This is a genomic window from Bifidobacterium jacchi, from assembly GCF_009078285.1.
GTDB lineage: Bacteria > Actinomycetota > Actinomycetes > Actinomycetales > Bifidobacteriaceae > Bifidobacterium > Bifidobacterium jacchi.
Map to the genome: position 1 here is coordinate 45,369 of NZ_RQSP01000004.1, position 23,553 is coordinate 68,921.

General features: G+C 62.4%; 26 protein-coding genes and 2 tRNA genes. 22 read left to right on the forward strand and 6 right to left on the reverse strand.

Annotated elements, in window-relative coordinates; all coding sequences use genetic code 11:
• Positions 1-89 precede the first annotated feature (89 nt).
• Both EHS19_RS02090 and EHS19_RS02095 read right to left on the reverse strand, forming a co-directional pair.
• A complete protein-coding gene (locus tag EHS19_RS02090) occupies positions 90-479 on the reverse strand; it encodes a hypothetical protein (RefSeq protein ID WP_151916166.1) in 390 nt (129 codons plus the stop codon).
• Between the two features lie 75 nt (positions 480-554).
• Positions 555-782, reverse strand: coding sequence for a hypothetical protein (locus EHS19_RS02095; protein ID WP_151916167.1), 228 nt, complete (start codon positions 780-782; stop codon positions 555-557).
• A gap of 82 nt (positions 783-864) precedes the next feature.
• On the opposite strand from EHS19_RS02095, the gene EHS19_RS02100 reads away from it, so the two are divergent.
• Positions 865-1,938, forward strand: a complete 1,074-nt coding sequence (locus EHS19_RS02100) for a helix-turn-helix domain-containing protein (protein ID WP_151916168.1) — start codon at positions 865-867, stop codon at positions 1,936-1,938.
• A 136-nt stretch (positions 1,939-2,074) separates the two neighbouring features.
• Here the strand turns inward: EHS19_RS02100 and EHS19_RS02105 are convergent.
• Positions 2,075-2,148, reverse strand: a tRNA-Met gene (locus tag EHS19_RS02105).
• A gap of 168 nt (positions 2,149-2,316) precedes the next feature.
• On the opposite strand from EHS19_RS02105, the gene EHS19_RS02110 reads away from it, so the two are divergent.
• The 10 genes from EHS19_RS02110 to nucS all read left to right on the forward strand — a co-directional run bounded on the left by EHS19_RS02110 (position 2,317) and on the right by nucS (position 11,987).
• Entirely contained in the window at positions 2,317-3,360 is a 1,044-nt protein-coding gene (locus tag EHS19_RS02110) for a homoserine O-succinyltransferase (RefSeq protein ID WP_151916169.1), read from the forward strand.
• A 482-nt stretch (positions 3,361-3,842) separates the two neighbouring features.
• The gene (gene atpB, locus EHS19_RS02115) at positions 3,843-4,658 is read left to right on the forward strand and encodes a F0F1 ATP synthase subunit A (protein WP_151916170.1); all 816 of its coding nucleotides are present in this window, start codon (positions 3,843-3,845) and stop codon (positions 4,656-4,658) included.
• 128 nt (positions 4,659-4,786) lie between these two features.
• Positions 4,787-5,017, forward strand: a complete 231-nt coding sequence (gene atpE / locus EHS19_RS02120) for an ATP synthase F0 subunit C (RefSeq protein WP_151916171.1) — start codon at positions 4,787-4,789, stop codon at positions 5,015-5,017.
• Positions 5,018-5,068: 51 nt separating this feature from the next.
• Positions 5,069-5,602, forward strand: coding sequence for a F0F1 ATP synthase subunit B (locus EHS19_RS02125; RefSeq protein ID WP_151916172.1), 534 nt, complete (start codon positions 5,069-5,071; stop codon positions 5,600-5,602).
• Positions 5,603-5,650: 48 nt separating this feature from the next.
• Complete coding sequence (locus EHS19_RS02130) at positions 5,651-6,478, forward strand: F0F1 ATP synthase subunit delta (protein ID WP_151916173.1); 828 nt, start codon at positions 5,651-5,653, stop codon at positions 6,476-6,478.
• Positions 6,479-6,547: 69 nt separating this feature from the next.
• Positions 6,548-8,230, forward strand: a complete 1,683-nt coding sequence (atpA, locus tag EHS19_RS02135) for a F0F1 ATP synthase subunit alpha (RefSeq protein WP_151916174.1) — start codon at positions 6,548-6,550, stop codon at positions 8,228-8,230.
• Positions 8,231-8,233: 3 nt separating this feature from the next.
• Positions 8,234-9,157, forward strand: coding sequence for a F0F1 ATP synthase subunit gamma (locus EHS19_RS02140; protein ID WP_151916175.1), 924 nt, complete (start codon positions 8,234-8,236; stop codon positions 9,155-9,157).
• Positions 9,158-9,164: 7 nt separating this feature from the next.
• The gene (gene atpD, locus EHS19_RS02145) at positions 9,165-10,649 is read left to right on the forward strand and encodes a F0F1 ATP synthase subunit beta (RefSeq protein ID WP_151916176.1); all 1,485 of its coding nucleotides are present in this window, start codon (positions 9,165-9,167) and stop codon (positions 10,647-10,649) included.
• The gene (locus EHS19_RS02150) at positions 10,649-10,963 is read left to right on the forward strand and encodes a F0F1 ATP synthase subunit epsilon (RefSeq protein WP_151916177.1); all 315 of its coding nucleotides are present in this window, start codon (positions 10,649-10,651) and stop codon (positions 10,961-10,963) included. Before atpD ends, EHS19_RS02150 begins: the two co-directional genes overlap by 1 nt.
• Positions 10,964-11,237: 274 nt before the next feature.
• Entirely contained in the window at positions 11,238-11,987 is a 750-nt protein-coding gene (nucS, locus tag EHS19_RS02160; RefSeq protein WP_151916179.1) for an endonuclease NucS, read from the forward strand.
• Positions 11,988-12,168: 181 nt separating this feature from the next.
• On the opposite strand, the gene EHS19_RS02165 is transcribed toward nucS, so the two are convergent.
• Positions 12,169-12,990 (reverse strand): FKBP-type peptidyl-prolyl cis-trans isomerase, encoded by an 822-nt coding sequence (locus tag EHS19_RS02165; RefSeq protein ID WP_241677024.1) that lies wholly within the window; start codon positions 12,988-12,990, stop codon positions 12,169-12,171.
• 13 nt (positions 12,991-13,003) lie between these two features.
• Between EHS19_RS02165 and EHS19_RS11255 the strand changes: the two genes are divergently transcribed.
• From EHS19_RS11255 to EHS19_RS02180, 4 genes are all read left to right on the forward strand, one after another.
• The gene (locus EHS19_RS11255; RefSeq protein WP_241677025.1) at positions 13,004-13,144 is read left to right on the forward strand and encodes a hypothetical protein; all 141 of its coding nucleotides are present in this window, start codon (positions 13,004-13,006) and stop codon (positions 13,142-13,144) included.
• A 161-nt stretch (positions 13,145-13,305) separates the two neighbouring features.
• Positions 13,306-14,559: a hypothetical protein gene (locus tag EHS19_RS02170; RefSeq protein ID WP_151916180.1), complete on the forward strand. Its 1,254-nt coding sequence runs from the start codon at positions 13,306-13,308 to the stop codon at positions 14,557-14,559.
• The gene (locus EHS19_RS02175; protein WP_151916181.1) at positions 14,556-15,557 is read left to right on the forward strand and encodes a DUF8094 domain-containing protein; all 1,002 of its coding nucleotides are present in this window, start codon (positions 14,556-14,558) and stop codon (positions 15,555-15,557) included. The genes EHS19_RS02170 and EHS19_RS02175 overlap by 4 nt, the downstream gene beginning before the upstream one ends.
• A gap of 268 nt (positions 15,558-15,825) precedes the next feature.
• A complete protein-coding gene (locus tag EHS19_RS02180; RefSeq protein WP_151916213.1) occupies positions 15,826-16,812 on the forward strand; it encodes a tetratricopeptide repeat protein in 987 nt (328 codons plus the stop codon).
• A gap of 82 nt (positions 16,813-16,894) precedes the next feature.
• Here EHS19_RS02180 and EHS19_RS02185 read toward each other — a convergent pair whose 3' ends face one another.
• Both EHS19_RS02185 and EHS19_RS02190 read right to left on the reverse strand, forming a co-directional pair.
• On the reverse strand, positions 16,895-17,533 hold the full coding sequence (locus EHS19_RS02185) for a CYTH domain-containing protein (RefSeq protein WP_151916182.1): 639 nt from the start codon (positions 17,531-17,533) through the stop codon (positions 16,895-16,897).
• 86 nt (positions 17,534-17,619) lie between these two features.
• Positions 17,620-17,692 (reverse strand) — tRNA-Arg (locus EHS19_RS02190).
• A gap of 809 nt (positions 17,693-18,501) precedes the next feature.
• On the opposite strand from EHS19_RS02190, the gene EHS19_RS02195 reads away from it, so the two are divergent.
• The 7 genes from EHS19_RS02195 (at position 18,502) to EHS19_RS02225 (ending at position 23,535) form a co-directional block, all read left to right on the forward strand.
• A complete protein-coding gene (locus EHS19_RS02195; protein WP_206666305.1) occupies positions 18,502-19,425 on the forward strand; it encodes a CpaE-like family protein in 924 nt (307 codons plus the stop codon).
• A 7-nt stretch (positions 19,426-19,432) separates the two neighbouring features.
• Positions 19,433-20,581, forward strand: coding sequence for a TadA family conjugal transfer-associated ATPase (locus EHS19_RS02200; RefSeq protein WP_421745106.1), 1,149 nt, complete (start codon positions 19,433-19,435; stop codon positions 20,579-20,581).
• A 40-nt stretch (positions 20,582-20,621) separates the two neighbouring features.
• A complete protein-coding gene (locus tag EHS19_RS02205; protein WP_151916184.1) occupies positions 20,622-21,323 on the forward strand; it encodes a type II secretion system F family protein in 702 nt (233 codons plus the stop codon).
• A 31-nt stretch (positions 21,324-21,354) separates the two neighbouring features.
• Positions 21,355-22,002, forward strand: coding sequence for a hypothetical protein (locus EHS19_RS02210; protein WP_151916185.1), 648 nt, complete (start codon positions 21,355-21,357; stop codon positions 22,000-22,002).
• 342 nt (positions 22,003-22,344) lie between these two features.
• Complete coding sequence (locus tag EHS19_RS11615; protein ID WP_338325022.1) at positions 22,345-22,650, forward strand: DUF4244 domain-containing protein; 306 nt, start codon at positions 22,345-22,347, stop codon at positions 22,648-22,650.
• A 13-nt stretch (positions 22,651-22,663) separates the two neighbouring features.
• Complete coding sequence (locus EHS19_RS02220) at positions 22,664-23,086, forward strand: pilus assembly protein (RefSeq protein WP_241677026.1); 423 nt, start codon at positions 22,664-22,666, stop codon at positions 23,084-23,086.
• A complete protein-coding gene (locus EHS19_RS02225) occupies positions 23,083-23,535 on the forward strand; it encodes an Rv3654c family TadE-like protein (protein WP_151916186.1) in 453 nt (150 codons plus the stop codon). Before EHS19_RS02220 ends, EHS19_RS02225 begins: the two co-directional genes overlap by 4 nt.
• Positions 23,536-23,553 lie beyond the last annotated feature (18 nt).

Below are 23,553 nucleotides of genomic sequence, written 5' to 3' on the forward strand. Positions count from 1 at the left end.
GGGCACGGAGACGTCAATCTTAGGGTTGGCAACCTCCAAGCCCAACACGTAGCGGCGACTCGGCTCGATACATTTATGCCGGGGCCAGATCATCGCAATGCCTCCAATCTGGCAAACGTCACTCTGTATCGGGCGGGGCTCCATAGTCGTTGAGGGATTATGGCCACCTCGACCGGCTGAAAACCGGTACCAAGCCGAGGGGCAACAGCGTCCGCCCACGCATTGATGATGTCGTCAGTCGCGAATGCTGCGGGAATGAAGAACACGTACCTTGCAGGCTTGAGCTTATGCCGCATCACAACCTGCTTGGTCTGTTCAGTAGTTAGGCTCAATGGTTTGGCGGTTACCGCATCGACCATCTTGGCGTTGTGAGTAAGCATCATTAGGGCCACGATTCCAATGCTGATAAGTGTCGTCAGCATGAGGATGGCGGCTGGGTGCTCTCGCATGTAAGCGAGTACCATCATGAATGTGTTCATGATGAAATCCTTCCGACGGGATTGAAGTGAATGCGGCTGGGGGTGCCGCTAACACCCCCAGCACTTAGCCAGCTCTCAGTATCCGAGAGCTTGGTTGATAGCCGCCATTTCGAGCGGGCGGGGGAAGATGCGGCCTACGGGAGTGTCTCCGAGTTTGACTTCGATGCACTCGTAGGGACGGCCGTCCTTGCTGACTGCGCGCAGGACATCCGCGTGCAGGATAGGCGTGGTCTCGTTGTCCACCTTGATCACCTCCTTTCGTTGTGTTTCGTTGTGATTCCATGCAATCTCAAGAATGGCCATGTGGCTTCGGCGTAGGTGTAATATATACACCTATATGCAGTGGTTTCGTTGAAGAATAAGGGTTTTTGGAGATTTAAGGAATATGCGAATTGATAGTAAGGCTTTAGTGCAAGCGCTAAAGAAAGCCGGAGAAAAGCGTGGTATGACGCAAGAGGAGCTGGGCGAGCAGTTGGGGTTCAGCAAAGATCGCACGAAGAACATATTCTCTGGTCGCACCAAACTTAGTGGAGACGATGTGCTGGCAATCTTAAGTAATCCGCAATACTCGTTGTCGAAGCTGAAAAAGTACATGCCGTATTGGCGTTTACGCAGAGACCTTGCAGATGTTGAGCGGGAATCTCAAATAATGGAGACGGTTAATGAGAGTGCGTTGATGTTTCCAAAGCGAATTCAGTCATCGTTGATGCAGACGAATGTGCGCAAATCGTCGACCGAAATGGCACGGGATGTGATGAGTGATAAACGTTGGTGGCTGTTGCGAACGGGATGGATATGTTCTGCATCTCGTGACGGAGAAAAGATCATATTTACTCCCATAGCGCCAGATTTTCTAACGGCAGTTAATGCCATGAAGCGTATGGGGTGGATTTCTTACAACAAAGAAATGAATACAGCCTGCGCCTGTTGGGAGAGAATAAATGGCGGTAAAACCGAACCAGAATCAAATGCCTTTTGTGAGGTAACGCTACGGAGCTACATCATAAATCCGGATAATGGTTTTGATCTCGATTCGCAATTTCGGCAAGTAGTTGCTGGCAGAAGTATTGGCGCTGTAGAGTTTGATAGAGTTGAAGAGCTAGCCAAATGCATCGATGTCGTTGCCGATATAGTCAAAAATTGGGTGCATTATTCGCTGCCTGATCAGACAGATGAATATGGTGTTTCGCCTGCTAGCCTCTACAGAGATAAGTTCGATTATCTCGAGGCTGCGGTTCTTGAAATGTGTGCAATTCACTATGATCTTGTGCAGTCTGATATCGAAATCGATGAATCGGTCGAACGGCGATATCTTCAGATTATGTCTGAGGACGGCAAGCGCTATCAATCTTCCGCATTGATTGATGGAATCCTTGCCGTGAACGATAGGTTGGGGCATTTGGCTAGTCCTAAAGCTAATGACTGGAAGCAGTACGGTTCGCTTCAGAAAAACCGGTGAAGTATTTGATTCGAGTTAATAGATGCTGGCAATGCTTGGCAGATTTGTCCAGATTTTGTCCAGAAATGGCAACGGCGACAAGATGGCCGGAAAAATGAAAAAGGCTAGGAATCTTATGATTCCTAGCCTTTGCCAGTAGCGGGGCATGGATTTGAACCATGGACCTCTGGGTTATGAGCCCAGCGAGCTACCGAGCTGCTCCACCCCGCGTCGGCTTGTCTTGTGACAGCTCTATCTAAGATACTGTTGAAAGCGAAGTTGTCAAGTCGGCGTGTCGTGCTGTGTGCGGCGGTTCGTGGCACCTCCCGATAACGCGATATAGCCAACGGCGATAACGTCGGCGGTGTCCCGTCGGTGGAGTGCAGTCATAATGGAATCATGCCTATCAAGATCCCCAGTGGCCTGCCGGCCAGAGCCATACTCGACTCGGAGCGCATCTTCGCGCTCGAAAAGCCCGAGGCGGAGCGACAGCGTGTGCGTCCGCTCCGACTGGTGATCCTCAACCTCATGCCGAAGAAGATCGAGACGGAGACGCAGCTGCTGCGTCTGATCTCGAAGAGTCCGCTGCAGGTCGAGGTCGACTTCATGAAGACCTCGACGCACGAGGCCACGCATGTCAGCCGCGATCATCTGCTCAAGTTCTACGAGACGCTTGACGCATTCCGCGACAACTTCTACGACGGACTCGTCGTCACGGGGGCTCCCGTCGAGCATCTGCCGTTCGAGCAGGTGGATTATTGGGACGAGTTCAAGGCGATCCTCGACTGGGCATCCACCCACGTCTTCTCCACCATGTACCTGTGCTGGGGTGCGATGGGCGCGCTGAACTACCGGTACGGCGTTCGCAAGGTCGACTACCCGCAGAAGATCTTCGGCGTGTTCCCCCAGTATCTTCAGGATGAGTACTGCTTCCTGACCAACGGCTTCGACGAGATCGCGCTGCAGCCGCATTCCAGGCTCGCCGGCGTGAATGAGGATGACGTACGCGCCAACCATGATCTCCAGATACTGACATGGGGGCCACAATCCGGACCGGGGTTGATCGCCACGCGCGACTTCTCCGAGGTGTTCGCGCTCGGCCACTGGGAATACGGCAAGACCACGCTCGCCGAGGAATATGAGCGCGACATGGCGAAGGGACTGACGAACGTACCGTTCCCGGTCAATTACTTCCCGCATGACGATCCGCATCTTGAACCGCTGTTCAGCTGGCGGGCGCACGGCAATCTGCTGTGGCGCAACTGGCTCAACTGGGTGTATCAGACCACGCCCTACGACCTTGCGGAGGTGCCGCAGTTGCGCGCCGAGAAGCGGCTCGGCACGGATCGATCCATCCGGCACGCCCCCGGTGGCCCGAGAAAGGACGATTTCGCGCCGTTCCTGCATGACGGCTATGGCGTGATTCGCGCCGACGCGCAGTGAGCGCAGTGAGTGCCGCGCACGTTAATTGACGTGCGCGGCGCTCGTGCGGCGGTGACAATCCAGGCGGCGGCATAAGCTGCGGTTTATTCGTCATTCGCCTGTGATCTGACGCAATACGAAACAATATGAAGCGGTCTGCGAAATCGGGCGGGAGATGTCCACGCCTCATGGCCTCGATCCAACTAGGCAATGGGCGTCAATGTGACCAATATGTGAGACAGATATCGCTGTTTCCCAAGGGTGGAAAAGTGGGGCGACACGCCGTCAAAAGCTTGAAAAATCAACGATTAATCGCGTTGTCCAAACTGGAAATAACAATACGACTTAGCCATTCGGAGCCGAGTGTCTGGTCAGCGACTCCGAGTCGCGCCGGGCGGTACAACAGAGGCTTCGAGCGCGGCTGGACGGAGTAACCCAAACGTCACATTCGCCTCAACCGTTGGGCTAGACTTGCACTGACAAACGAGAGCAGGAGGCGCGAAATGGTAGAAGCGGTTGGCATTGGCACGCTTCTGGCTGCCGAGAGCGGCCCCGATCTGCCCACCATCAATGATTTCCTTCCCGATCCGATCCTTTTCGCCGGTACTCCGTTCGCGATCAATCGGATCATGCTCATTCGTATCGTGGCCACGGTGGTGCTGTTGGTCGTGCTCGGTATCACCGCGCAACGGGCCAAGCTCATTCCGGGCCGTTGGCAGGGTGTGGTCGAAACCGGCATCGATTTCGTGCGCGACAGCGTCGTGTATCAGATCATGGGCGAGGTTCGCGGCCGCAAGCATGTGCCGATGATCGCGACCCTGTTCTTCACGATCTTCGTGTTCAACCTGTGCGGCATCATTCCCGGCATGAACATGGCGGCGACCGCCACGGTGGTCATGCCGCTGCTGTTCGCGGTGTGGGTGCTCATCCAATACTGGGTGACCGCTGTGCGCGAAAAGGGGCTGTGGGGCTTCGTTCGTGACGAATGCTTCCCCAAGGGCGTGCCGTGGCCGGTGTACATTCTGCTGGCACCGATTCAGCTGTGCGAGCTGGTGCTCATCCGCCCGGCCTCGCTGACCATCCGTCTGTTCGCCAACATGGTGTCCGGCCACCTTCTGGTCGCCTCCTGCCTGGCGTTCACGCAGTACTGGGTCATTGAGGCCTCGAACAAGCTCGCAGGCATCCCGGTCGGTATGCTGTGGTTTGTGTTCGGATTGGTGCTCACGCTGTTCGAGGCGTTCGTCGCCTTCCTGCAGGCCTACGTGTTCGCCATTCTGTCCACGGTGTACATCTCGATGAGCTACCCTGAAGAGGAGTAGACCAGATCGCCGCTCAAATGCGTACCACAAGCGCCACAAGCGCCACAAGCACACGAAGCGCCCACCATTCAAGACTTACCACTGAAAACCAATACCAACGTTCAACGGTCAATTAGAAAGGAACCACAATGGATATCATCACCCTCGCTCAGGTCTCCGGCAGCCTGTCCGTCATCGGCTACGGCATCGCCACCCTCGGCCCTGGCCTTGGTCTGGGCATCCTGTTCGGCAAGGCCATGGAGTCCACCGCCCGTCAGCCCGAGGTGTCCAGCAAGATCCAGATGATCATGTTCATCGGTCTGGCTCTGGTCGAGGTGCTCGGCCTGCTCGGCTTCGTGGCCGCCCTGATCGTCAAGTAAGGCGATCCGGCGTTTCACACGTTTCGTATTCGAGATTGAAAGGAGGACTTCATGGTGATCGCGGCTGAGAAGAGCGGCATCGATCTGTTCCTTCCCGAACTCTATGACATCGTGTGGTCTCTGATCATCCTTGTCATCGTCGCGGTGTTCTTCTACAAGTTCTTCATGCCGAAGTTCAACGCCATCTTCGATGAGCGCGCGGCGAGGATCGAAGGCAACATCGCCAAGGCGGAACAGGCGAAGAAGGATGCGGACGCGGCCAAGCAGAAGTACGAGGCCCAGCTCAGCAACGCACGCGTCGAAGCGTCCAAGATTCGTGACGACGCCCGCGCGGAAGCCTCCCATATCATTTCCGATGCCCGGTCCCGTGCCGAGTCCGATGCGGCGCAGATCACGGCAAACGCGCAGCGCGCCATCGAGTCGCAGCAGCAGCAGGCCATGGTCAGCCTCAAGGGCGAAGTCGGCGCGCTGGCGACGGCGTTGGCCGGCAAGATCCTTGGTTCCAAGCTGCAAAGCGACGATGTCCAGTCCTCGATGATCGACAAGATGATCGCAGACATGGATGCGACCGCCGACAAGAAGTGAGAGTGCGCCGTTCAGGCACACCATGCCAAGAATAAAGGGAGGTGACCGATGCGAGGAGAGGCGTCACGCATAGCGGATCGCGTCTCGCGCGACGCGCTGGCCCCAAAGCTGCGCGAAGCCGGTCAGGATGCATGGCGAATCGGCAATGAGCTGTTCACCATCACCAACGTGCTGGACCACAACGTGCAGCTGGAACGCGCGCTCACCGATCCGTCACGTCCCGTGGCGGACAAGACCGCGGTGCTGCACGAGCTGTTCGGCGACAATGCCCACCCGGTGACGACGGCGATCATGACCGATCTTGTCGGACGCAAGTGGAGCAAGGCATCGCATATCGCCAACGCCGTCGAGGACTTCGGCGTCGACGCGATGATGTACTACACCGACGCGACCGATACGACGCTCAAGGTTTCCGTGGAGCTCGCCGAGCTGCATTCGGCGCTGCTTCGACTGCCCGTGGTACGCGCCAAGCTCTATGATCTGTCGGCTCCGGCGCAGGCCCGCGTCAAGCTGCTTCATACGGTGCTCAGCGATGCGGGGCTCAACAAGGTCACGCTTCGACTTGCCGAGCACGCCACCTGCAATCCGCGCAATCGCCGCTATCTGGAGACCATCCAGTGGCTGATCAACAAGTTCTCGCGCCATATGGGCGAGTCGATGATCACCGTCACCACGGCGGCGCCGCTGAGTCTCGACCAGGTCAAGCGACTTGTCTCCATCTACTCGGCGAAGCTCAATCATCCCGTGCACATCAATTCGGTGGTCGATCCCTCGGTCATCGGCGGCATGCGCATCCAGGTCGGCGACGAGGTCACCGACAACACCGTGGTGGCGCAGCTGGAGAAGCTGCATCGCTCGGTGAGGGCTAGCGCCTAAACCTGTGACGGCACGGGTCTCGACCAGGTCCGTGCCCGACTGAATATGCAACAACAATAAGGAGTGATCATGGCAGAACTTACCATTGATCCCGCCGCGATACGCAAGGCGCTCGACGATTTCGTCGAGTCGTACAAGCCGAGCGACACTCCCACTCAGGAAGTGGGGTATGTCGCCACGGCCGGTGACGGCATCGCGCACGTGACGGGACTGCCTGGTTGCATGGCCAACGAGCTGCTGACCTTTGAGGATGGCACGCTCGGCCTGGCGTTCAACCTTGACGCTCGTGAGATCGGCGTGGTTATCCTCGGCGACTTCGCAGGCATCGAGGAAGGCCAGGAGGTCCGACGCACCGGCGAAGTGCTCTCCGTGCCCGTCGGTGACGGCTACCTCGGCCGCACCGTCGATCCGCTGGGCAACCCGATCGATGGCCTTGGCGAGATCAAGGGACTTGATGATCGACGCATTCTTGAGGCTCAGGCCCCCGACGTGATGCATCGTCATTCGGTCGACGAGCCGATGTCCACCGGCCTCAAGGCCATCGATGCGATGACCCCGATCGGCCGCGGTCAGCGTCAGCTGATCATCGGCGATCGTCAGACCGGCAAGACCGCCATCGCGATCGATACGATCATCAACCAGAAGAAGAACTGGGAATCCGGCGATCCGAAGAAGCAGGTGCGCTGCATCTACGTCGCCATCGGCCAGAAGGGCTCGACCATCGCCTCGGTGCGTCAGAGCCTCGAAGAGGCCGGCGCGATGGAGTACACGACCATCGTCGCCTCCCCGGCGTCCGATTCCGCAGGCTTCAAGTACATCGCCCCGTACACCGGCTCGGCCATCGGCCAGCATTGGATGTACCACGGCAAGCATGTGCTCATCGTCTTCGACGATCTGTCGAAGCAGGCCGAAGCCTACCGTTCGATCTCGCTGCTGCTGCGTCGCCCGCCGGGGCGCGAGGCGTACCCGGGCGATGTGTTCTACCTGCACTCCCGTCTGCTCGAACGTTGCGCCAAGCTGTCCGACGATCTCGGCGGCGGCTCGATGACCGGTCTGCCGATCGTTGAAACCAAGGCGAACGACGTGTCCGCGTACATTCCAACCAACGTGATCTCCATCACCGACGGTCAGATCTTCCTGCAGTCCGACCTGTTCAACGCGAACCAGCGTCCTGCAGTGGACGTCGGCATCTCCGTGTCCCGAGTCGGCGGCGCGGCACAGACCAAGGCGCTGAAGAAGGTCTCCGGCACGCTGAAGATCTCGCTGGCGCAGTACCGCTCGCTGGAATCCTTCGCGATGTTCGCGTCCGATCTGGACGCCGCATCCAAGGCGCAGCTCAACCGCGGTTCGCACCTGACCGAGCTGCTGAAGCAGCCGCAGTTCTCGCCGTATTCGATGGAGCAGGAAGTCGTGTCCGTGTGGGCCGGAACCCACGGCAAGATGGACGATCTGCCGCTGGGCGACGTGCTGCCGTTCGAGCATGCGCTGCTTGACTGGCTTGAGCACAACACCGACATCCTCAAGACCATCCGCGAGACCGAGAACTTCACCGCCGACACCGAGGCCGCCCTCGACAAGGCCGTGGACCAGTTCCGCGAGACCTACGTCACCAAGGCCGGAAAGCCGCTGGTGCAGCACAAGAAGAAGGCCCCGAAGAACCCGACCCCGGTCGAGCAGGAGAAGATCGTCGCGAACGCCGACAAGCCCGAGCACGATCCGAACAAGCACCCGATGGCCGGAGAAAAGAAGTAGCACATGGGATCGCAACTCGCATTGAAGAGCAGGATCGCCTCTACGGGCTCGCTGGAGAAGATCTTCAACGCCCAGGAGATGATCGCGTCTTCGCATATCGCCAAGGCTCGTACCGTGGCCCTCAACGCGAAGCCGTACGCCGATGCGATTTTCGATGCCGTGCAGGCCGTGGTGGCCCACTCCCATATCACGCATCCGATCGTCAGGAAGGAGGAGGACAACCCCAGGGTTGCCGTCCTCGCCCTGACGGCGGATCGTGGCATGGCCGGCGCATACACCTCGTCGATCATCCGAGAGACCGAGGAGCTGCTTGCCCGCCTTGATGCGGATGGCAAGCAGCCCCAGCTGTACGTGTATGGACGCCGCGGTGTGACGTACTACAAGTACCGCAACCGCGACATCGCCGATACGTGGGAGGGTGACACCGACAAGCCTGGCGTCGAGATCGCCGAGACCATCTCCAGCGCTTTGCTCAACGCCTATATGAAGCCGGCTTCCGCGGGCGGCGTCAGTGAGCTGTACATCGTCTACACCGAATTCATCAACATGGTGGTGCAGAAGGTGCGTGTGCTGCGCATGCTGCCCGTCGAGATCGTCGAGGCCAAGCATGATGTTGGCCCTGACATTCCGGTGCAGGCGGACAGCGACCAGGTCCATCCGCTGTACACGTTCGAGCCGAGTCTGGAGAAGGTGCTGGATGCCGTGCTGCCGAAGTACATCCAGTCCCGCATCCATGAGTGTCTGCTTGAGGCGGCCGCCTCGGAGACGGCAAGCCGACAGAACGCCATGCATACGGCGACGGACAACGCCCGCAATCTGATCGATTCGCTGACGCGCAAGCTCAACGCGTCCCGACAGGCGTCGATCACCCAGGAACTTACCGAAATCATCGGCAGCGCCGACGCGCTGAACACAAAGGAAGAGTAGGAAGCATATGGCTGACAATCAGACCACAGCACCTGCCGAGACGGCCGCGGAGCCGATCAATGGTCGCGTCACGCGCATCCAGGGTTCGGTCATCGACGTCGAATTCCCGGTGGGTCACCTGCCCGACATCTACAATGCTCTGACAGTGCAGCTCAACAACACCGGCAAGCACGAGGAGGGCGAGACCGCGCACACGATCACCATGGAGGTCGAGCAGCACCTCGGCGACTCCACCGTGCGCTGCGTGGCGCTCAAGCCCACCGACGGTTTGGTGCGCGGCGCCGCCGTTTCCGATACGGGCGGCCCGATCTCCGTGCCGGTCGGCGATGTGACGCTGGGCCACGTCTTCGACGTGTCCGGCAACATCCTCAACAAGGAGCCGGGCGAGCAGATCACCATCACCGAGCGTTGGCCCATCCACCGCAACCCGCCGGCCTTCGACCAGCTGGAATCCAAGACCCAGATGTTCGAGACAGGCATCAAGGTCATCGACCTTCTGACCCCGTACGTGCAGGGCGGCAAGATCGGTCTGTTCGGTGGCGCAGGCGTCGGCAAGACCGTGCTGATTCAGGAGATGATTCAGCGTGTGGCACAGAACCACGGCGGCGTGTCCGTGTTCGCCGGCGTTGGCGAGCGTACCCGCGAGGGCAACGATCTGATCGGCGAGATGGGCGAGGCCGGCGTGCTCAAGAAGACCGCTCTGGTCTTCGGCCAGATGGATGAGCAGCCTGGCACCCGTCTGCGCGTGCCGCTGACCGCGCTGACGATGGCCGAGTACTTCCGCGACGTGCAGAATCAGGACGTGCTGCTGTTCATCGACAACATCTTCCGCTTCACGCAGGCCGGTTCCGAGGTGTCCACGCTGCTGGGCCGTATGCCTTCCGCCGTGGGCTACCAGCCGAACCTGGCCGATGAGATGGGTGCTCTGCAGGAGCGCATCACCTCGACGCGAGGCCACTCGATCACCTCGCTGCAGGCCATCTACGTGCCGGCCGATGATTACACCGACCCGGCCCCGGCCACGACCTTCGCCCACCTGGACGCGACCACCGAGCTGTCCCGTGACATCGCTTCCAAGGGCATCTACCCGGCCGTGGACCCGCTGAGCTCCACCTCGCGAATCCTCGATCCGCGCTACGTCGGCCAGGCCCACTACGAGTGCGCCAACCGCGTCAAGGCGATTCTGCAGCGTAACAAGGAGCTGCAGGACATCATCGCTCTGATCGGTATCGACGAGCTCTCGGAAGAGGACAAGACCACCGTGAACCGCGCCCGCCGCATCGAGCAGTTCCTCGGCCAGAACTTCTACGTGGCCGAGAAGTTCACCGGTCGTCCGGGCTCCTACGTGCCGGCCGACGAGACCATCGAGGCCTTCACCCGCATCTGCGACGGCGTGTACGACGACGTTCCCGAGCAGGCGTTCTCCGGCATCGGCGGCATCGACGATCTCGAGAAGAAGTGGCACGACATGCAGAAGGAACTTGGTGAGTGATGGCCGGAACGTCGAAGACCCTCATGCAGGTGAACATCGTCGCCGCGGATCATCCCGTGTGGCATGGAACGGCGACCGCGGTCACCATTCCCGCCTCCGAGGGCGGCATGGGCATCCTGCCCGACCATGAGCCGATTCTCACGGTCATCAAGGGCGGTACCGTGTCGGTCACCGATCCGGATGGACAGCGGCATGTGTTCGAGGTGACCGATGGGTTCATCTCCTTCGATTCGAATCGGCTTACCGTTGCGGTCGAACGCGGCCAGAATGTGGTCAAGCTCGCCGAGAACACCGACGATGACGACGATCAGTGATCGCTGATCAGTCGCTGATCTGAAGGCATGCTGAAGGCATGTTGGTGGCGTATCGCACTATGCGAAGCCTCCCCGCGCTGTGCGGGGAGGCTTTTTGCATAGTGCGCATGGGTTTGCAAGGCCGCTGGCTGGTGTTCGCTGGCTGGTGGCTGGTTGGTGGCTGGTGGCTGGCGCACGCTGGCTGGTGGCTGCGTATGCGGCGGATGCCGGCATCGGCATCGCTGATCACGTCGGCGGTCCGCCGCCATGCACGCGTATGCTACAGTGAGATGCCGTGCGAATCATAGTTGCTGACTGCTCCGCCGAGTATTCCGGCCGTCTGACCGCCTCCCTGCCGCCGGCACGGCGGGTGCTGCTCATCAAGGCCGACAACAGCCTGCTGATCTTCTCCGAGCTGGGATCATACAAGCCGCTCAATTGGATGGCTGCTCCCTGCACGCTTCGCGAGGTCACGCCCGAGGGTGATGCTGCCGAAGCCGATGATGTCGGTGAGACCGCCGATCAGCCGGATTCTGACTCGACCCGAGAGCCCACGGCGGTGAGGATTCTGCGCGCAGCCGCGGAGAAATCCAGCGACATTCTTGAGGTGCGCCTGTATCGCATCTACAGCGACGAAACCTACGATCTCGGCGAGGATCCGGGACTGATCAAGGATGGCGTCGAGGACCATCTTCAGCGCTGCCTCGCCCAGCAGATCAGCCGCATCGGCGAAGGCGCGAAGCTGATTCGCCGCGAGTATCCGACCGCGATCGGTCCGGTCGACATCATGGCCGTCGATGCGGACGGCATGCACGTCGCCATCGAGATCAAGCGCCACGGCGGCATCGACGGCGTCGAACAACTGACCCGCTACTGCGAGCTGCTCAATCGCGATCCGCTGCTCGCCCCCGTGCGTGGCATCTTCGCCGCGCAGACCATCACGCCGCAGGCGCGCGTTCTGGCCGAGGACCGTGGATTCACCTGCCTGATTCTCGATTATGACGAGATGCGCGGCATTGAGGACGATGCGCTGCGCCTGTTCTGACGGAATCCCGATCGTCGAATCCGTATTGGAAAACACATGAGAGGGCGGCTCCTGCCCGGAATGAACCAAACATTCCAAGCGGAAGCCGCCCTCCAATTCAGCGTCGATCAGCGTCGATCAGCGTCGATCAAGCAAACGCGGCCGTCAGCGTGACCGCATAGCGATCAGCTCGGCAGTCGGATCAGTAGACCGCGAGAATGTCGATCACGAACACCAGCGTCGAATTCGCCGGAATCGAGTCGCTCTTCTGATCGCCGTACCCCAGCGACGGCGGAATCACGAGCAGCACCTGCGAGCCGACGTTCTTGCCGATCAGCCCCTGCTTCCATCCGGAGATGATCTGGCCGCTGTCTGAAAGGTCGGCGTCGAACGTGGCGTTGCGATCCCACGAGGAGTCGAACTGCTCGCCGTTCGTAAGCCAGCCGGTGTACTTGACGACGGCGGTGTTGTTCTTTGTGACCTTCGCGCCCTTGCCCCTGATGAGCGTCTGCGAGACAAGATTCTTGCCGTCCGGCTTGTAGCCGTTCATGTCGATCGACGGCTTGCCGTTCTTGTCAAGCGTGACCTTCGGCATATCGGCGGGGATGTTCTTGACCGCGTCGCCGGTGGCTCGGGTCAGATCCTTCGACTTCGAGACGATCGTGAGCGCCATGATGTACGAGGTGCCCGCGGAGTTGGAATCATTGATGCCGAATGCCACGGTGGTGTTGATCTTCTTGCCGACCAGCAGCGCCAGCTTCGACGACTGCTTGATGTTCTCGGCGCTCAGCAACAGCGAGCAGTCCTGCGTGTTCTTCTCCCAGGTGCTCATGAGCTCGGAGCCGTCCTTGACGTTGATGGCCACGCCCTGCGTGCAGACTCGATCGCCCTCGTTGACGGTCTCGCCGTTGCCCTCCTGAAGAATGGCGTATGAGTTGTCCTTCACCGTCATCGGTGTGCGGAACGAGATCTCGGGCTTCTTGCCGAGATCGCCCTTGGCGGTCAGGCCGGCGATCTGAGTCATATCGGAGGACGCGTTGTTCGACGTGTTCGACTTCGTTTCCGAACTCGTCGACGAGCTCTTCGCGGAGTCGTCGCTGCTGTTCGAGTCGTTCGAGCAGGCGGTGAGCGTAAGGCACATGCCAAGGGCGCAGGCGGCGGCAATCGCGCGTGTATGAAGCCGGTTATGAATACTATGCATGACTCACCACAGTAGCGCCCAACCCTGATTTTCCACTGGCCGCGCAATCGAACAGTCGGCGGAGAATCTGTGTGGGCGTGATGGGGAATGCGCCGGTGGCGAGACGTTAGACATACCGGACTGTAGAATGGATGAGATATGAAACAGGATGATCAGGAACTACAGGACAAGACAAAGGGCGACGCCACGGCTCGCCCGTCCCGTCATGTGTGGATCATGCGCGGCGTGGTCACGCCGATTTTCGGATTGCTCGCGGTGACCTTCGTGATACTGGGATGGCTGAACGCCACGATCTGGAAGCCGAGCAAACGCATCGAATCCTCCACAACCGTCAGTTCGGCGCGCTACGTCATGACGGATCCGGGCGTGCTGTCGCTCGTCGACTCCCACGTCACCGTCACCGCCACCGCTTCGGCATCGGACTCCAACGAGATCTGCATCGCCACCGGTGCCGGCAAGGACGCCAACGGATGGGTGTCCGGCGCGTCGTACACGCGCGTCACCGGCCTGTCCGACTGGTCGACGCTTTCCACCGAACAGGCCTCCTCCAAAGGCTCGGCCGCCGAGGGCGTCTCCTTCAAGGATTCGGACATGTGGACCTCCGTCACCTGCGCAAACGGCAAGGCGACATTGAGCGCGAACGTCACATCGAAAGGCGAGGTCGCACTGATCGATCTGTCGGACAGCGCGCCGAACGCCGTCATCCGTCTCGACTGGGAGCGCCAGACACTGCCCGACTTCGCCACCCCGATGTACTTCGTCGGCGGGCTGCTCGCCGTGTGCGGAGTGCTCTCCGCCTCCGTATTCGCCATGCCGCCCCACAAGCGCCGTCGCCAGGCCGATCTCGGCGAGCAGGTTGGCGAAGCCGAATCCGCGACGCCCCGATCCTGGGCATCCATTCACGCCGAACAGGGGCATGCGGGATTCGGCATCGCCACGCCGCACGGCCCCCGACGCAAGCGTCGCCGCCACGCGGCCCGCCGCGTCGGTTCCGCAACGGCCGCAGTCATGGAGCAGGCCGCCGCCGATGCGACCGCCGCCGTCGCCGGCATCGCCGAAGTCGCCGCATCCGCGCCATCATCCACATCATCCGGCCCGGTCATCATCGATCCCGCCAACCGCAACCTGGTCGCCGAAGCCGCCACGTCCGCATCCGCGGCTGCGGCATCGCAATCGCAGCCGCACGACACGACTCGTGACTCCGCAGCGGATGCGCAACCGCCCCAGCCCCGCACCGAAACCAGCGCGACCGTCGCCGATCGGCAGGAAACCTCCGTCATCACCCCCGACGAATTCCAAGCATACTTCGCGCGACTTGCCCAGGAAGTAGGCGACTCCACGAACGAAACCACCACATCAGAAACGCGCAAGAAGGAGGCGGACCGGTCATGACGAACATCCGCAAAGCCGTCGCCGCGGCCCTCGCCCTATGCCTCATCGCCCCCCTCGCCGCATGCGAAGGGCAAGTCCCCGCCGTGTCCTCGCCGACCGCCGCCGCCAGCGCCGCCCCCGACCTCACCCAGGCGCAGGAAAAGAAGATCCGCCTACGCATCCTCGACGGACTCAGCCAGGCAACCGCAGCAAAGTCCGCCAAAGGACTCGACCAGTACGCCACCGGACCATTCCTCGACATTCGCACCAGCGAACTCGCCGTACTCTCCAAAACCGGCAAAATGCGCGCCGAGGCGACCATCCCCGACGGCATCTCCCAAACCGTCATCCCCACCGACTCCGGCTGGCCCCGTTCCGTCTACACCATCACCACCACCACCGAAGACCAGCAGCCCAAACGACTCCTCGTCCTCACCCAGGACTCAGCCCGCGCCAACTACAAGCTCTGGGGTGTCGCCCGGCTCTTCCCCGGCGCCAAACTCCCCAGCTTCGCCATCCCCACCATCGGCACCCCCATGGGCGCGCCCAGCGACACCGGACTCGTCCTCACCCCCCAGCAGGCCGTCACCCAATACGCCGACGTCCTCACCCACGGCACCGACAGCCAATACGCCAAAAACTTCGCCGACGACCACCTGCGCCAGCTCATCTCCGAGCTCGCCGCCAAAGTCCAGCAAGGCGTCGAACGCAACAAAGGCAGCCAGGAGCAGACCTTCACCGCCGACACCTCCAGCATCCAGGTCATGCGCTCCACCGACGGCGGCGACCTCGTCGTCGCCCGCATCACCTCCCAATGGACCCGCAAAGCCGGCGAAGGCCGCGAATCCCTCCCCGCCAACGACGAGGAAACCGTCCTCTTCGCCAACGGCAAAGCCACCAGCACCATGCGCGTCTCCTACGTCAACGTCATCGCCCTCTACGTCCCCTCGAAAGACTCCAAGCAGCCGGTGACCGCGGTGGGAGCGGATAGGTATCCGATCAAAGTGGAAGCCCTGTAGAAAACGGGCGACGGAGCGTCACCTGCGTTGCTCGCCGCTCGACGTGCCCTATGCACGCCTTCGCGTCGTGCGCCTTGGTGACGCACGCGTCGCCCGTTTTCTTGTGTGTGGGTGGCGACGGAGCGTCACCTGCGTTGCTCGCCGCTTTCGCCGGTTGGCTGGCGGCTGAATGGGCGGGGCGACGAACTATAGTGGGGACGACGAAACAGTCGGCGGTACGCGGGGCCAACCGCGAGAAGACGGCCGACTCGCACGACATGGAGGCATGATGGCAGACAATCAGCAGTTCCACCCCGGCGTCTCGCTGGCCGGTGCCGTCGATCTCGAAGCGTTGAAACACCAAGTCAAAGCAGAACCCGGGCAGGCGGGCGGCGCGCCCGCAGCCGGCGGCTACGTGATCGACACGACCGAAAACACCTTCCAGGCGATGGTCACCACCTCGGCCACGTTCCCCATACTTCTGCTGCTCTGGATCCCGACCGACGACCGGCTGTTCCCCATGGCCAAGGCGCTCGGCGACGCAGTCAACAAGCTCAACGGCCAAATGCAGCTGTCGCGCATCGACATCGAATCATACCCATCAATCGCGCAAGCCCTGCAGGTGCAGGGTGCACCGGCCCTGTTCGCATTGATCGCCGGCCGTCCGATGCCCATTCTGCAAGGACTGCCCGGTGACGACGAACTCAAGCAGATCACCGAACAGGTCATCCCCAAACTCATCCAAGTGGCCGCACAGGCCGGCGTCAACGGCACCGCCCCATACTCGGGCGATCCCAACGCGGCCGGCGCGGCGGACGGCGACGGTGACGACAATGCGACGGGAACCGCAGCAAAAGCGCAAACCGTGCCTCCGGAACATCAGGAAGCCTACCAGCTCGCCCAATCCGGCGACTACGCCGGAGCTGCCGCAGCCTACGCGCAAGTGCTCGAATCCAACCCGAACGACACGCTGGCGGCGCGCGAACGCGCCAAAGCGCTACTGCTCGCCCGCTCCGCCAATGCCGACGTGCGCACGGTCCGAGCACAAGCCGCCGCCCAGCCGGACGACGTCGACGCGCAGCTCGCCGTCGCCGACATCGACATGATCGGCGGACAGATCAACGATGCCTTCGACCGACTCCTCGACTACCTCGCCGGGCACAAAGCCGACGTGGAACCCGTGCGCAAGCGGCTGCTCGAATACTTCGCCATACCCGAGCCGACCGACGAACGTCTGCGCCGCGCCCGTCGCCGGCTCGCCACGCTGATGTACTGATGTACTGACGCGGACGCACTGTGAGACTGGTGCGCTGAGACTGGTGCATGGGAGACCGGCCGGCGGATAGCCGGGGCGAGCCTCACCGCTCGATGCGGTTGCGGCCGAACAGCTGCTGAAAATGAGGCCCCTGCTCTGCCAGCTCCCGCTCGAAATCGGCGCGCCAGTCGCGGTAGGGGCGGGCGGCCAGACCATCGTTCGAAAAACGCTGCTGGTCGGTGACCTCGGTGATGCAGAACGACGGAATCATCAGATTCGTCACCGGGCCGCTCCGCTCCGCCTCCGCCAGCACCAGCGGCGCATTCGCACCACCGAACACATCGATGCTCCAGCCGTCCTCGCCAAGCCACACCGAAAAACGATTCTTGATGATCGGCACACCGCCGCGGCGAACCAGTTCGACCGCGATATGCACGTCGATCTCCCGCTCCGCCTCGTAACGCGTGCCACCGACCGAAGGCCCCTTGACCGTCACATAGGCGTCGGTGAACGCATCCCGATACCGGTCGATCACGCCGATCGGGTCGCTTGCCGCGCTCATCGAGATGCGCACGTCATGAGCCTGCACGCGCACGCGCAGCGCATAGTTGTCGGCATGCACATAGTAGCTTTGCACGATCAGCGTCGGGGCGTCGCCGTCATCGAGTTCAGCCGGCATGGCACGGCAGAAAAAGCGACGCTCAAACTCAAAATCATCCGGTGTGCCCAACGAAGTGCCCATGACGCCAGTGTAGCGGCCGGGGTGTAGCGATTATGTTGCGGGAAACCGAAAAAGGTGCCTTATCAAGCGATAAGACACCTTAGCCGTGGGCCCAAAGGGGATCGAACCCTCGACCTTCTGTTCCGGAGACAGACGCTCTATCCACTGAGCTACGGACCCAATGCGCAAAAGCGCGCACTCGGATATTCTACACATGCCGTGGACCAATTAGGTTCGTTTGCTGTGGCGGCCGTTGTCGAGCTGCCGCGTCACCGAGCTGCCGCATGGCTGTGCCGCTGCGTCGCCGAGCTGCCGCGTCGCCGGCTGCCGAGTTCGATCGGCGGTACGTAGCATCGCATGCAGTGAATGCCCAGCGAATACCCAGCAAAATGTGGATAACTTTGAGGTTCCGTCCACAGACCCCGTTTTGGCTTGCGCCCGCACTCGCCGCACGTTTCAATCGGCATATGGAACACACACGCATTGATTCACGTACACGCGGCAGCAGCCGCCAAACCGCGCCGCAGGCCGGTTTCGCGCCATCGTCTCCGGTCTCGACCACCCGCGAAGGCGGACACGTGCCATCGTCGCATGCGGTCGCGCCTCCGTCGCCGAGTGCGCGCGGGGGCGCTCGGTCTGGCGCGCATTCGACCCGTACCGTCGCTGCACTGCCGGCTGTTCGGCCGACTGTCACGTCGGCGGTCGCGCCGGCCGTTCGGCCGACTGCCGTGTCGCCAGCGCCTTCATCCACGTCCGTATCGCACACATCCGTATTGCACACGCCCGTTTCGCACACATCCGTATTGCACACGCCCGTTTCGACGGTCGCTCTGCCCTCCGCAGCGGTCCTGCCGGCGTCCGTCGCATCGGAGGCGTTCGCGTCCCGGCATCATGCGCCCGCGCCAGCGCTGTCCGCGGCAAGTCGCCCTCGCAATGATCTGGGCATTCGCCCATCCGTCACGACGGCAACCGGGCTGCTGGTCGCGTGCGTGGCGGCAAGTGGCGGCCTTGGGCTGAGCACATTGTCGGCGATGCTGGCACGGGAGCTGCACGAGCGCGGCGGCGGTTACGGTGGCGAGCGCGGCAGCAAGGTTGGCGTCGAGCGCGGCATCGGCATAGAGCGCGGACGCGATCGTGGTCGCAGTCGCGAGCGCGAGCCGGGGCGTTCCTGCGCGCTGGTGGATGCGGATTTTTCCGGTGGCGGCATGGATGTGCTGCTGGGGTTGGAATCCGAGCCGGGGATGCGTTTCGACGAGATCGACGCATCGCTGGGGCATGTGGACGGCGATGCGTTGAATCATGAATTGCTGCAATGGGATGGCGTGGGTGTGCTGGCATACGATTCCTGGTCCGGTCCCGCGCCGAATCGTTGGCAGGTGAGCGCCGCCGTTCACGCGTTGGTCCAGTCGAACGGTTCCGTCGTGGTCGACGCGGGCCGGGGCGAATCTTTGGACATGCTGCCGCAGGCAAGCGCGTCGAGGCTGGTGCTGGTCGTCGAGTTGTCGGTGTTGGGTGTCGCGCGCGCGAAGTCGTGGCTGGCCGGGCGGTGGAACCGTGCGCGTGGCGTGCAGCAGCGGTTCGGCGAACTCGCCTTGGTGGGCGTGCGGCCGAGAGGAATGCCGCGTGGCGCGTCGGCGATTTCACTGGGGCAGGCCGAGGATTATCTCGACCGCCCGTTCGCCACGCTGATCCAGCATGATGCGCGCATGTATGCGGATGTTCTGCATGGGTTCGGCATCCGCCGCCCGATGAAGGCGAATCGTGCGGCGTTGGAGACGTTGGCGGATTGGGCGCTATCCGCGTCGTCTGATGCGGCGCTCGCTGATCGTGCCGGTCGCGCGGATCGTGCCGATCGCGTTGATCGTGCTGATCGCGTTGATCGCGTGGGGAGGGGCGGCGATGATCGGCGATGAGAATTGGCTGGATCTCGGCCCGCTGTCCGTCGTGGCCGAGGATGAGTCGGTGACGGATATCGCGGTGACCTGTGACGGGCGGGTGTGGGTCGACCGATGCCGTCGTGCGCAGCCATCGGCACCGGCCCCCGAGCGGCCGCTGAATCCACAGCCGCCGCAGTCAGCGATGGCTCAACCGGCGATTTCGCAACCGCCGATGCCGCAGTCGTCCCCGGCTGGCGCGCAGACGGACGGCATGGTCGAATATCGGATCGAGCCGCCGTTCCATGATGCCCGGTCGGTGCGCGACTATGCGGTGCGGCTGTGCGCGCAGCTGGGGTGTCGGCTGGACGACGCGAGTCCGATCGCGGATGCGTCCACGCCTTCCGGAGTGCGCATCCATGCGGTGATCGCTCCGTTGGTGCCGCAGGGCGCCGCGATTTCGATACGTTTGCCGAGCCGTTCCCCGCCCACATTGGAGCAGCTTGAGTCGGATGGCATGATACCTGGGCGGTGGCTGCCGCTGCTGCGCGGTCTGGTCGACATGCGCGCCAGCATCATGGTCACCGGCGGCACGGGCGCCGGCAAGACCACGCTGCTCAAGGCGCTGCTGAATGCATGCGGGCCGAATGAGCGCATCGTCACGGTCGAGGAGGTTCGCGAGTTGGATGGGCTGGACGCGATGCATCAGGTATCGCTGCTGACTCGCGAGGCGAACGTCGAGAATCGCGGCGCGATAGGGCTGTCGCGACTGGTGCGCGCCACGCTGCGCATGCGGCCGGACCGAGTGGTGTTGGGCGAGTGTCGCGGCGAGGAGATCGTTGACTTGCTGCGCGCGTTCAATTCCGGCCATCGCGGCGGCATGGTCACGGTGCATGCCAACGATGTGAGGGCGGTTCCGTCGCGGCTGGTCGCGCTTGGTCTGCTTGCCGGGCTTGCGCCGGCCGCGTTGGCGATGCTTGCCGGTGGTGCGTTTGACGTGGTGCTGCATGTGGTGCGGCGGCATGGCCGACGTTTTCTCGCGCAGATCGGCTGTCTTGCGGTTCGCGATGGCGAACTGGTCGGCGTGCCGATCGCGGCGTGGGACGGCGGCTCGCATATCGTCGTCGGTCCTGCGTGGGCGGCTTTCGCGCGGCGCTGGGGTGTGGAGGACTCGGGCGTGGAGGAATTGGGCTGATGGGGGACTGGGCGATGACGATTCATGATGCGGAGGACTCATGATGTGGCCGTTGCTGGCGGGACTGCTGACGGCGTGTGCGCTGCTGCTGTCCTTGCCTGATGCGCGCGGGGGGCGGGGACTGCGGCGTCTGCGTTCGTTGGGCGGCGCAGACGAGGTGCCGGCCGGCGAGCGCAAGCGTTGGCCGTCCGACATCGGCGAGATCGGCATCGACGTGATGATCGCGACGATCTGCGCGTCGTTGAAATCCGGTCGCACGATGGGTGACGCGCTCGCCGACGCGGCTGGAACGCGCTGCGGCGAGGTTCGTTGCGAAGTCGGGTTCGGCGACGCGATCGGCCTGCGATCCTTGGAACGCATGGTTCGTTCCCGGTCTCGCGATGACGAGCTGCCGTCGGCGTGGCGCGTTGCGGTTGGCCTGTGGTGCGCCATCCGGCTGAGCGGCCGGCTGGGTTGCAGCGCCGTGGAATGCATGCAGGCGGTGGCCCGCAGGTACCGTCAGGATGCCCGGCTGCGTCATCTGAGGGAACGCGTTCGTGCGGTGCCCTACGCCACGGCCCGTCTGCTCGGGGCGCTTCCCGTGGTGACGGTGGCGCTCGGCTATGTGCTCGGCGCGGACCCATTGTCGTTTTTGCTGGGATCTGCGGCTGGGCTGCTGTGCTTCGCCGTGGGATTGACGCTGTACGTGGTCGGTTTGCGGTGGATGCTGTCGCTGGTGCGTGATCTGTCGATGTCGCCATGACGGCGGCCGTATGGGAGATCGTGGGGGGCGTATGACGTTGCCGATGATGTGGCCGCTGATCGCCGCGTTGTGTGTGGCGTTGGCGGTCGCGCTTGCCATCCGGGGCGCGGATGGCGCGGATGCGCGGCTGGAATGTCTGCGTGCTGCCGATCGCGGCGGCTGGCGTTCCGACCGGTGCGATGGCATCGACGGGGATGCCGTGTCTGCTGGGCTGACGATCGCGCTGGTGTTGGCGGCCGTGAGGCAGGGCTCGTCGATATCGGTGGCGTTGCGCGAGGTGGGGGATGTGCTTCCCGGCCGGCAGGGGGCGGTGCTGCGCCGGGCCAGTGAGTCGTTGCATCGTGGATGCGGATGGCGGCAGGCGTGGATCGCCGCGGGGCTGGATGCCGACGCCGCGACTGCCGGCGATGCCTCCGGCATCAATGATGACGGTGGCATCAGCGGTCAACGGGCGGCGTGCATACTGTGCGATGCGCTGGAGGATTCCTGGATCAGGGGAGCATCGCCCGTCGATCGGTTGGAGATGACGATCGACAAGCTGGATGCCGATGCGCGTCATGAGCTTGAAACCGCTGCCGAGCGTTTGACGGTTCGGCTGCTGGTTCCTACCGGATTGTGCATGCTGCCCGCGTTCGTGCTGATCGGCGTCGTCCCCACGCTGGCCGCATTCATGCAATGACGGGTGCTGACGCGGGCGTCGGTATCGTTCATCTCATTGGAGTGGTTCGCAACGTCGGTATGGCTCGCCTTGTTCTCATGGCTCATCTCGTTGGCGTCGTCCGCGCCCACTGCGCCGGCATCATCGCCATCGTTGCCGGCGGTTATCCACATTCACGATTTCTTCATATTTTGCGTGCAATCCGACAAATGGTGGAATTGCAAGCAAAAAACGCCTGCATTGTGGATAATTTCGAGGTTCCGTCCACAGCACCCCGTTCGCCTTGGACTGCGCTCGCGGACCGGGCATAGTGGGGGCATCCGGAACGAAGCCGGGAACACCATCAGGGGAAAGGAACGGATCATGACCACGATGGATACAACCATGATGAATGCAATCACGCCTGGTACGGGCCGCCGCTCGTTTGTCGCTCGGAGTGCGCAGGCGCTGGTCGAGGCGCGCGATCGGGTGCATGCGACGATGTGCGTGATCGACGCGAGAGCCAGAACGCTCGCCGCGCAGCCGGAGGAGGGGGCGGCCACGGCCGAATACGCGGTCGTTCTGGTGGCAGCCACCGGATTCGCCGCGCTGCTGGTGGCGGTGCTCAAATCGGATGCCGTCAAGACGATGCTGTCGAACATCGTCAAGAAGGCGCTCAACATCGGATGATCGGATTGAGGCCATGGACATCGTACGGCGTCGCGATCCTGCACGACGGGCATCGCATCGGGCACTGCATCTGCGCGACAGAGGCTTCGATGCGTGCGACGAGGGGGCGGCCACCGCCGAATTCGCCGTGCTGCTGCCTGTGGTCGTCGCGGTGGCGGCACTGCTTTTGGGCCTGACGAGGGCCACCGTGGTGACGATGAACTGCCATAGGGCCGCTGCCGTGGTCGTTCGCGCCGAGACGCTGCAATCCGGCGGCGATACGTCCGGTGGCAATGCATCCGATGCGGTGACGTCGATGGTCGGCTCCGACGCGTCCGTCACGGTGCATCAGCGCGACGGCGTTGTGACCGCCTTCGTACGTTGCCCGGTGATGCCCGACCCGCTGAGCATACTGCCGGTGTCGGTGACGGCAACGGCGTCGGGAGTGCTGCCATGAACCGTCTGAACCATGACCATGACGATCGACGTGACGAAGATCAGCTCGTATTGCAAGCGCCCGTCGCTCCCGCGCGCAGGCGCGGTCGGCTCGTCGGTTGCGACCGTGGTTCGGGCACGATGCTTGCCGCAGGTCTGGCGATGGCGGTCGGCGTGCTGCTCGCCGTCATCGCGGCGGCGGGCAATGCGCTCGTCTGCCGCACCCGTGCCGCCGAAGCCGCCGATCTCGCCGCGCTGTCGGCCGCGCAGGCGCTGTGGGACGGTCGTGCATTCGATGAGCAGGGCGTCTGCGGGATCGCAGGGCTCGTGTCGTCCGGCAATGGCGTCACCTTGCTGCGATGCGCGACGGATGGTGACGATGTGCAGGTGTCGGTCGAGATCGCCACGCGTGTGCCGTTCGCGCCGCACATCGTGCATCATTCGCGGGCCGGGCCGGTCGAATGCGGCTGACGGACTGCAGCTGACATT

Excerpts from the sequence above, each read along its gene's own strand:
- atpD (WP_151916176.1), top strand. The coding sequence starts at position 9,165 with ATGGCTGACAATCAGACCACAGCACCTGCCGAGACGGCCGCGGAGCCG.
- EHS19_RS02185 (WP_151916182.1), bottom strand. The coding sequence starts at position 17,533 with ATGGGCACTTCGTTGGGCACACCGGATGATTTTGAGTTTGAGCGTCGC.
- EHS19_RS11615 (WP_338325022.1), top strand. The coding sequence starts at position 22,345 with ATGACCACGATGGATACAACCATGATGAATGCAATCACGCCTGGTACG.
- EHS19_RS02110 (WP_151916169.1), top strand. The coding sequence starts at position 2,317 with ATGCCTATCAAGATCCCCAGTGGCCTGCCGGCCAGAGCCATACTCGAC.
- EHS19_RS02210 (WP_151916185.1), top strand. The coding sequence starts at position 21,355 with ATGACGTTGCCGATGATGTGGCCGCTGATCGCCGCGTTGTGTGTGGCG.
- EHS19_RS02180 (WP_151916213.1), top strand. The coding sequence starts at position 15,826 with ATGGCAGACAATCAGCAGTTCCACCCCGGCGTCTCGCTGGCCGGTGCC.
- EHS19_RS02170 (WP_151916180.1), top strand. The coding sequence starts at position 13,306 with ATGAAACAGGATGATCAGGAACTACAGGACAAGACAAAGGGCGACGCC.
- atpE (WP_151916171.1), top strand. The coding sequence starts at position 4,787 with ATGGATATCATCACCCTCGCTCAGGTCTCCGGCAGCCTGTCCGTCATC.
- EHS19_RS02140 (WP_151916175.1), top strand. The coding sequence starts at position 8,234 with ATGGGATCGCAACTCGCATTGAAGAGCAGGATCGCCTCTACGGGCTCG.
- EHS19_RS02165 (WP_241677024.1), bottom strand. The coding sequence starts at position 12,990 with ATGACTCAGATCGCCGGCCTGACCGCCAAGGGCGATCTCGGCAAGAAG.
- EHS19_RS02225 (WP_151916186.1), top strand. The coding sequence starts at position 23,083 with ATGAACCGTCTGAACCATGACCATGACGATCGACGTGACGAAGATCAG.
- EHS19_RS02130 (WP_151916173.1), top strand. The coding sequence starts at position 5,651 with ATGCGAGGAGAGGCGTCACGCATAGCGGATCGCGTCTCGCGCGACGCG.
- EHS19_RS02095 (WP_151916167.1), bottom strand. The coding sequence starts at position 782 with ATGGCCATTCTTGAGATTGCATGGAATCACAACGAAACACAACGAAAG.
- EHS19_RS02100 (WP_151916168.1), top strand. The coding sequence starts at position 865 with ATGCGAATTGATAGTAAGGCTTTAGTGCAAGCGCTAAAGAAAGCCGGA.
- atpB (WP_151916170.1), top strand. The coding sequence starts at position 3,843 with ATGGTAGAAGCGGTTGGCATTGGCACGCTTCTGGCTGCCGAGAGCGGC.
- EHS19_RS02090 (WP_151916166.1), bottom strand. The coding sequence starts at position 479 with ATGAACACATTCATGATGGTACTCGCTTACATGCGAGAGCACCCAGCC.
- EHS19_RS02125 (WP_151916172.1), top strand. The coding sequence starts at position 5,069 with ATGGTGATCGCGGCTGAGAAGAGCGGCATCGATCTGTTCCTTCCCGAA.
- atpA (WP_151916174.1), top strand. The coding sequence starts at position 6,548 with ATGGCAGAACTTACCATTGATCCCGCCGCGATACGCAAGGCGCTCGAC.
- EHS19_RS02175 (WP_151916181.1), top strand. The coding sequence starts at position 14,556 with ATGACGAACATCCGCAAAGCCGTCGCCGCGGCCCTCGCCCTATGCCTC.
- EHS19_RS02150 (WP_151916177.1), top strand. The coding sequence starts at position 10,649 with ATGGCCGGAACGTCGAAGACCCTCATGCAGGTGAACATCGTCGCCGCG.
- EHS19_RS02205 (WP_151916184.1), top strand. The coding sequence starts at position 20,622 with ATGATGTGGCCGTTGCTGGCGGGACTGCTGACGGCGTGTGCGCTGCTG.
- EHS19_RS02220 (WP_241677026.1), top strand. The coding sequence starts at position 22,664 with ATGGACATCGTACGGCGTCGCGATCCTGCACGACGGGCATCGCATCGG.